This is a genomic window from Pararhizobium polonicum, assembly GCF_001687365.1.
Lineage (GTDB): Bacteria > Pseudomonadota > Alphaproteobacteria > Rhizobiales > Rhizobiaceae > Pararhizobium > Pararhizobium polonicum.
In genome coordinates, this window is sequence record NZ_LGLV01000014.1 from 221,392 (window position 1) to 228,420 (window position 7,029).

The window sequence follows — 7,029 nt, forward strand, 5'->3', positions numbered from 1 at the left end:
ATATTCATATGACTTCGGTGGGAGGAGCCCCGGCGACATCACTCGCAGCGGCCAAGAACGAATATGTTCTCGAAATGCGGGGGATTACCAAATCTTTTCCGGGCGTCCGCGCACTTGACGGTATGAGCCTGCGCGTCCGGCCAGGCAGCGTCCACGTCCTGGTCGGCGAAAACGGTGCCGGCAAATCGACGCTGATGAAGATCCTAAGCGGCATTTACGCCATCGACGACGGAGAGATTTTCTTTCAAGGCGAGAAGCTCGACCATCAAAACGCGGCCACAGCTCTGGATCGCGGCATTTCGATGATCCATCAAGAGCTCAGCCCGGTCCTCGACATGACCATCGCCGAGAACATCTTCCTCGGCCGTGAGCCGACGATCGGGCGAAAGGGCGTGTTCGCTTCGTTCGTTGACTTCGCCCAGATGAACGCCGACACGCAAAAGCTTCTCGACCGACTTGGCCTCAAATATTCGGCCGACACGAAGATGCGTGATCTTTCGATCGCGGCCATTCAGCTGGTCGAGATCGTCAAAGCGATCTCGCGCGCAGCGTCTCTCGTCATCATGGACGAGCCGACGTCGGCAATCAGCGACACTGAAGTATCCATGCTTTTTCAGCAGATCGCCGACCTCAAGGCGAACGGCGTTGCGATCATCTACATAACCCACAAAATGGACGAGATTTTCCAAATCGCGGATGACATCACCGTCATGCGGGATGGTCAGTTCATCGCGACAGGGCCGTCGAGCGACTACACCGAAGCCAAGCTGATCTCTCAAATGGTTGGTCGGACCATTTCAAGTATTTTCCCGAAAGAGGATGTGCCCATCGGTGACGTCGTTCTGTCCCTTGAGAATGTCAGCCGCGCCGGCGTCTTCGAAGACGTCAATCTGACGGTCCGCGCGGGCGAGATTGTTGGATTGGCAGGATTGATCGGCGCGGGAAGAACGGAAGTCGCCCGCGTGATTTTCGGACTCGACAAATACGACGCCGGGACTATTCGACTCAATGGCACGCCGATCAAGATCGGCTCTCCGACTGATGCAATCCGCCACGGCATCGCCATGGTCTCGGAGGACCGGAAGGCCGAAGGGCTCGTGCTGTGCCGATCGGTCGGCGAAAACATCTCGCTCGCCAATCTGAAGAAGTTCGCGTCAGGGCTGTTCATCAGCGAGCGGCGGGAGGAAACAGCCGCGCAGCGTATGATCAAGATGCTGCAGATCAAGACGCCGAACACGGAGATGATTGTCGAAAACCTGAGTGGCGGCAATCAGCAGAAGATCGTGTTGGCGAAATGGCTGCTGGGCGATCTCAAGCTCTTGATCCTGGACGAGCCGACGCGCGGCATCGATGTCGGCTCCAAGTCCGAAATCCACAAACTGATGACTGAATTTGCCCGCCAAGGCCTGGCGATCCTCGTGATCTCGTCGGAACTGCCCGAGGTTCTCGGGATGAGCGACCGCGTGATGGTGATGAGCGAGGGCCGCGTTGCTGGCGAACTGACAAGAAGCGAGGCGACGCAGGAAAGCGTCATGCGCCTTGCAACGGGAGGACACTGATGAGCATCGAAACGGCAACCAAAAGCGACAGGCAGGGCAAAGCGTCGCCGCTGAGCAATGTGAACTTTGCGCAGATTTACCGCAAATACGGAACAGTGCTGATCTTCATTGGTATCTGTATTCTTGCGTCGCTTCTAAGCCCGACGTTCCTGACCGAAGCCAACTTGACCAACGTGCTGCGCCAGGTCGTGGTCGTCAGTCTTCTTGCCTGCGGCGTCACTTTCATCATCATCCTTGGCCATATCGACGTGTCGCTCGGGTCGGTGCTGGCACTTTGCGGTGTGATCGCCACAAGCGTCATGGCCATGACTGGTAGCGTGGTTCTTGCCGTCTGTGCCGGGATCGCGGTCGGAATCCTTACCGGCCTGATCAATGGTTTTGTCATCACATTCTTCCGGATTCCATCTTTCATCATGACGCTTGCGATGACGACGGTCGCTCGTGGCGTGGTGCTGCTCTACACCGGCGGCTCGCCGATTACCGGTCTTGGCGACTTCAAGATCATCGGCCAGGGTTCGCTCGGTCCGGTTCCGATTTCCGTGCTCATCCTGGTGGCTTTTGTCATCTTGTCATGGGGTCTTCTCAACAAGACAAAGTTCGGGCGCTACGTTTACGCGGTCGGCGGTAACGAGCGGGCGTCCAGAGCCTCCGGCATCAATCCCGATAGCATCGTCGTCAAGGCGTTTATTTTCAACGGGATTCTCTGCGCGGTCGCCGGGATCGTGCTGATGTCGCGCATCAATTCCGGTCAGCCGGCAGGCGGCGTCGGCTATGAATTCGATGCGATCACGGCAGTCGTCGTCGGTGGTACAAGCTTGATGGGCGGAACCGGCACGATCACCGGCACAGTCATCGGTGCAATGATCATCGGCGTCATCAACAACATCCTCAATCTCCTCAATGTCAGCTCGTACTGGCAGCAGATCATCAAGGGACTGATCATTGCGATCGCGGTCATCCTCGATGTCTGGACAAAATCGGCCCGCAGCAAAAAGAAGGCCTGACACCGCTCGGGCCGCACCACAAGCGCGGCCGGGACCAACTGTATGTGCGCCTCGCGGCGCTGAACGTAACCTAGTCTCAATTGGGAGGACCCTATGAAACTTTTTGCTAAACTTGCTCTCGCCTGCGCCGTCTCCGTCTCCGCGCTGTCGGCAAATGCTGCCTTTGCCGCTGACAAATTCGTCGTCGGATATGCGAACATGGCCGACACCGACGTCTTCGTCATGGCACGCAAGAATGCCTTCATCGAAGCCGCCAAGTCCGACCCGGCTGTCGAAGTCAACTTCTCTGACGCCAACAATGACGCCAGCAAGCAGCTTGACCAGATCGACAATTTCATTGCCCAGAAGGTCAATGCAATTGTTGTCGTTCCCGTCGATTACCAGGGCATCGTCCCAGGCGTCGAAAAGGCCAACGCGGCAGGAATTCCGGTCATTGCTCTCGGGATTCAATCGGCTGGCGGCAAATACACCTTTGTCGGTTCCAAGAACATCGACGCCGGCCGTCTTCAGGGCGAGTTCATGAAGGCGAACCTGCCAAAGGACGCCAAGATCCTCTATCTCGAAGGCACGCCGGGCCTGTCGCATACGCAGGAACGCAAGAAAGGTTTCGAAGAAGCCCTCGGCCGTTCTGACGTCACGACGCTCGCCAGCCTCTCGGCAAACTATGATCGCGCCGAAGGCATGAAGGTGACAGAAGACTGGATCCAGAGCTTCCCGAAGTTCGACGGCATCATCACCGCCAATGACCAGATGGCGCTGGGTGCTCTCGAAGCTCTCAAGGGTGCCGACCGCCTCAAGGGCGTGCTTATCTCCGGCGTCGACGGTGTTCCGGATGCATTGACGGCCATCAAAGCCGGTGAAATGTCCCAGACGATCTTCCAAGACGCCGCCGGTCAGGCAAAGGCCGCCTTCGAGGTCGTTGAGGGTATCAAGAAGGGCGAACAGGCGCCGGCCGAGAAGCTGGTTCCCTTCGCCTCCATCACCAAGGAAAACGTCGACCAGTTCATCAAGAAGTAATTCCTCCCGGGCGTGTCGGAAATCCGTTTCCGGCACGCCGAACCTTTCACTTATCCATCAGCCATTTGTCCGAAACACAGGAAAGACCATGACAATAAGAATTGCAGTTATCGGCGCAGGCCTGATGGGCGCGGATCACGCGAAGATCGTTGCCGAAGAAATGCAGGGCGCCACCCTTCAACTCGTCTGCGATATGGATGTGAGCCGCGCTCGCAAGGTGGCCGATTTGTATGGTGCGGCTGATGTCGGAAACGATCCGGAAGCGGCTATCGGCCGTGCCGACATTGATGCGGTGATCGTGGCAAGCCCCGATTTCACCCATGCCTCCCTTTCACTCGCCTGTATCGCAGCTGGAAAGAAGGTCCTTTGCGAAAAGCCTCTGTCACAATCGCCCGACGAATGCCTGAAGGTGATGAACGCCGAAATGGCAGCGGCTGCCCGGTTCGTGCAGCTCGGCTTTATGCGACGGTATGACCAATCCTATATGGAAATGCAGCAGGCGCTGAAAAGCGGGGTGATTGGGCGCCCGCTGATGATGCACAATTTCCATCGCAATGTGGAAACGCCCGCATCTGACTTCACAGGTGCGATGGCGATTACCAATTCAGCGCCGCATGAATTCGACGTGGTCCGTCATGTGCTTGGCACAGAATATGTATCGATCTCGGCGTTTCAGCCGAAACGTTCGGATGCACTGGTCGCTCCTGTCGTCATGGTTCTGGAGACCGAGGATGGGCAGCTGGTGAATATCGAAATCAATAACAACGCAGCCTATGGCTACGACGTGCGCGCGGAACTCGTTGGTGAAAAAGCCTCGATCGCGATGAACCAGGTCGCGTTTACGCGGATCGACCAGCGTCTCGGCCAACACACCGGCTATGACGCCGATTGGCGCGGCCGGTACTATGACGCCTATCGTCGCCAGAACCGTGCCTTCCTGCGCTTCGTAGAGACCCGGGAATTCCCGGAGATCGCATCGAGTTGCTGGGACGGCTACTGCGCGGCCATCGTCGCGGAAGCTGGCGTCAAAGCTTTGAACGAGGGGCGCAAAGTCGCAGTCGAAATGATCAATAAGCCGGAGTTCTATGCATGAAACTGGGTTTCGTATCCGACAGCCTTGGCGGCGTGCCAATCGATCAACTGCTCGAGCACGCCAGGCGCATGGGCGTATCCGGGGTGGAAGTCAACACCTGCGGATGGTCGACCGCGCCGCACTTCAATCTGGAAGCCATGCTGGGTAACCGGGATGCGCAGAAATCCTTTCTCCAGGGATTTGCCGACCGCGACCTTGAGGTGATCAGCTTGAACGCAAACGGCAATCCGTTGCATCCGACAGACCTCATGCAAGGTGAAGGCTTAAAGAATACGATCCGGGTCGCTGGCGAAATGGGAATTAAAACCGTCTGCACCATGTCAGGCCTGCCTGCCGGCAGCCCCAACGACACGATGCCGAACTGGGTCGTCTCGTCCTGGCCGCCAGAGACACAGGCTATCCTTCGATATCAGTGGGAAGAGAAGTTGCTTCCATTTTGGGAGGAGATCGTCGCGCTTGCGAAGGAAAATGGTGTCGAGCGGATCGCTCTGGAGCTTCATGGTAATCAGTGTGTGTACAATGTGCCATCGCTCTTGAAGCTGCGTCAGGCCGTCGGCCCGACCGTCGGCGCCAACCTCGATCCCTCACACCTCTTCTGGATGGGCGCAGACCCGTTGATTGCCGCCGAAGCTCTCGGCGATGCGATCTATCATGTTCATGCCAAGGACACTTTCCTCAACGCTCCGAAGCAGGCTGTTACGAGCCTTCTCGAAACCGGAAGCCTGATGGATATCCCTGCTCGCAGCTGGTCCTATATCACGCTGGGCTACGGCCACGGAGAGGAGTGGTGGCGTCAATTCTGCTATCGCCTGAAGATGGCCGGATATGACGGCTGGCTTTCGATCGAGCATGAGGACGTGCTCTTGAATTCCCTGGAAGGCCTGGAGAAATCCGTTGCTCTCCTGCAGGGCGTAATGCCCAGCGCCGCGGCTGACTTCAGACCCCAGGCGATATAGACACCCTGCACGACAGCCCGGCTTCAAAAGAGAATACACCCGCGGCAACGTCTGCCGCGGGCAGGATAGGCATGGCCAGTCCTCACCTTTAGCAGTGGCAGAAGTCAATAAGCGGAATGTCTACGATCTTGCAATGATCTTATTTCTCTGCACGTCTGGCGCATTCAAACAGCAGCTTTGCCTCAGGCCCGCGACGCGCTGCAGAGAGCCGGCGAGTTTCTCATCGGCCACCTCGAGAAATAGCATGCGCGCGCTTTCAACGAGAACGTAGACACTTGATAGGAGATTATTATGCCCACTGACACCAACACGCCGGGAACGGCATGGATGCAAATCGTCAAGAAAAAGGGAACGAGCGACTTCGCGGAATCGTTCACCGCTGACGCTAGGCTTCAGGCCACAGCCCTTAGCAAGGCGGTGGTCGGCCCGACACTCATCGGCGCGTTCTTCGCCGCGACGAGCACTATGTACGAACAATTCGTGTTCACTGCGGAGACGGTTGACGGTGTGAAGACTTACCTTGAGTGGGATGCCATACACGCTGGCAAGCCGATCGCCGGCGCCACCATCGTCACTCGGAATGAGTCTGGTCTCATCTACAACATCAAACTCTTTCAAAGCCCGTTTGACGTCGTTCGCGAATTTTCATCTGGCCTGAAGGAGCGGCTTCAAGGAACACTGGGGCCGGACTTCTTTAGCTAAGCCGGGAAAGCAGTGAACCGCGTGGCCTTTGCCGGAAGCCGTTTGGTGTGGTTCGGCATGGATTAAGGTCCCCCCACTTCGGGTAACCGCATTCAAACGGCCCCCATCTGCAATGACGTTACAACAGCCTCCGGCTCCCATCGGGGGCTGTTAAATTGGATGCCTGTTGCAAAGGGAATTCTTAAGATATGACGCGTCGCTCACGTGCAGGGTGACCAGCTTGGCTTGGTCGCGCCAGCGTTCTTCGTGACGAGATGGTGGCATTCAGCCCATGATTTTCCAAGACTACTGTTTTGAGCTTGGACGCCCGGGAAGGTAGCTCAGAATTGATTTCGTGAAACCGCCGTCAACACAAAGATCTTGACCGGCTATATAACTCGCGAATGGCGCCTATCAGGAACTCAGTCGCATTAGAGCGTCGGGGGGATTTTGTGAATCTGTGGATTCCGTTCTGGGGACTTTTGTGATTCGATATGGCAGGAGGATTTTGCCATGTCTCACGCGTTTTCCTTGGATCTGCGTCATCGGATTGTCGATGCGATATCGCGCGGCAAGTCGCGCCGCGCCGCCGCCGCTGATTTTTCTGTTTCCGCCGCCACGGCGGTCCGGCTCAAGCCGCGATTGGATCGAACTGGTTCGTTGGAGCCTTCGCGGCGGGGGCGCCGTCGCGACAGTGGCAAGCTCGGACCTTGCCGGGA

The 7,029-nt window shown here is 57.1% G+C and carries 6 protein-coding genes; all 6 read left to right on the plus strand.

Features of this window, described 5'->3' with window-relative positions:
• The first annotated feature begins 8 nt into the window (after nucleotides 1–8).
• The 6 genes from ADU59_RS22000 to ADU59_RS22025 all read left to right on the plus strand — a co-directional run bounded on the left by ADU59_RS22000 (nucleotide 9) and on the right by ADU59_RS22025 (nucleotide 6,331).
• Complete coding sequence (locus ADU59_RS22000; protein ID WP_068956530.1) at nucleotides 9–1,559, plus strand: sugar ABC transporter ATP-binding protein; 1,551 nt, start codon at nucleotides 9–11, stop codon at nucleotides 1,557–1,559.
• The gene (locus ADU59_RS22005; protein ID WP_068956532.1) at nucleotides 1,559–2,563 is read left to right on the plus strand and encodes an ABC transporter permease; all 1,005 of its coding nucleotides are present in this window, start codon (nucleotides 1,559–1,561) and stop codon (nucleotides 2,561–2,563) included. Before ADU59_RS22000 ends, ADU59_RS22005 begins: the two co-directional genes overlap by 1 nt.
• Nucleotides 2,564–2,656: 93 nt before the next feature.
• Nucleotides 2,657–3,580, plus strand: coding sequence for a sugar ABC transporter substrate-binding protein (locus ADU59_RS22010; protein WP_068956534.1), 924 nt, complete (start codon nucleotides 2,657–2,659; stop codon nucleotides 3,578–3,580).
• 88 nt (nucleotides 3,581–3,668) lie between these two features.
• Complete coding sequence (locus ADU59_RS22015) at nucleotides 3,669–4,673, plus strand: Gfo/Idh/MocA family oxidoreductase (RefSeq protein ID WP_068956535.1); 1,005 nt, start codon at nucleotides 3,669–3,671, stop codon at nucleotides 4,671–4,673.
• The gene (locus ADU59_RS22020) at nucleotides 4,670–5,629 is read left to right on the plus strand and encodes a sugar phosphate isomerase/epimerase family protein (protein WP_068956538.1); all 960 of its coding nucleotides are present in this window, start codon (nucleotides 4,670–4,672) and stop codon (nucleotides 5,627–5,629) included. Before ADU59_RS22015 ends, ADU59_RS22020 begins: the two co-directional genes overlap by 4 nt.
• Before the next feature lie 291 nt (nucleotides 5,630–5,920).
• Nucleotides 5,921–6,331 (plus strand): hypothetical protein, encoded by a 411-nt coding sequence (locus tag ADU59_RS22025; RefSeq protein ID WP_068956540.1) that lies wholly within the window; start codon nucleotides 5,921–5,923, stop codon nucleotides 6,329–6,331.
• The last annotated feature ends 698 nt before the right edge of the window (nucleotides 6,332–7,029 follow it).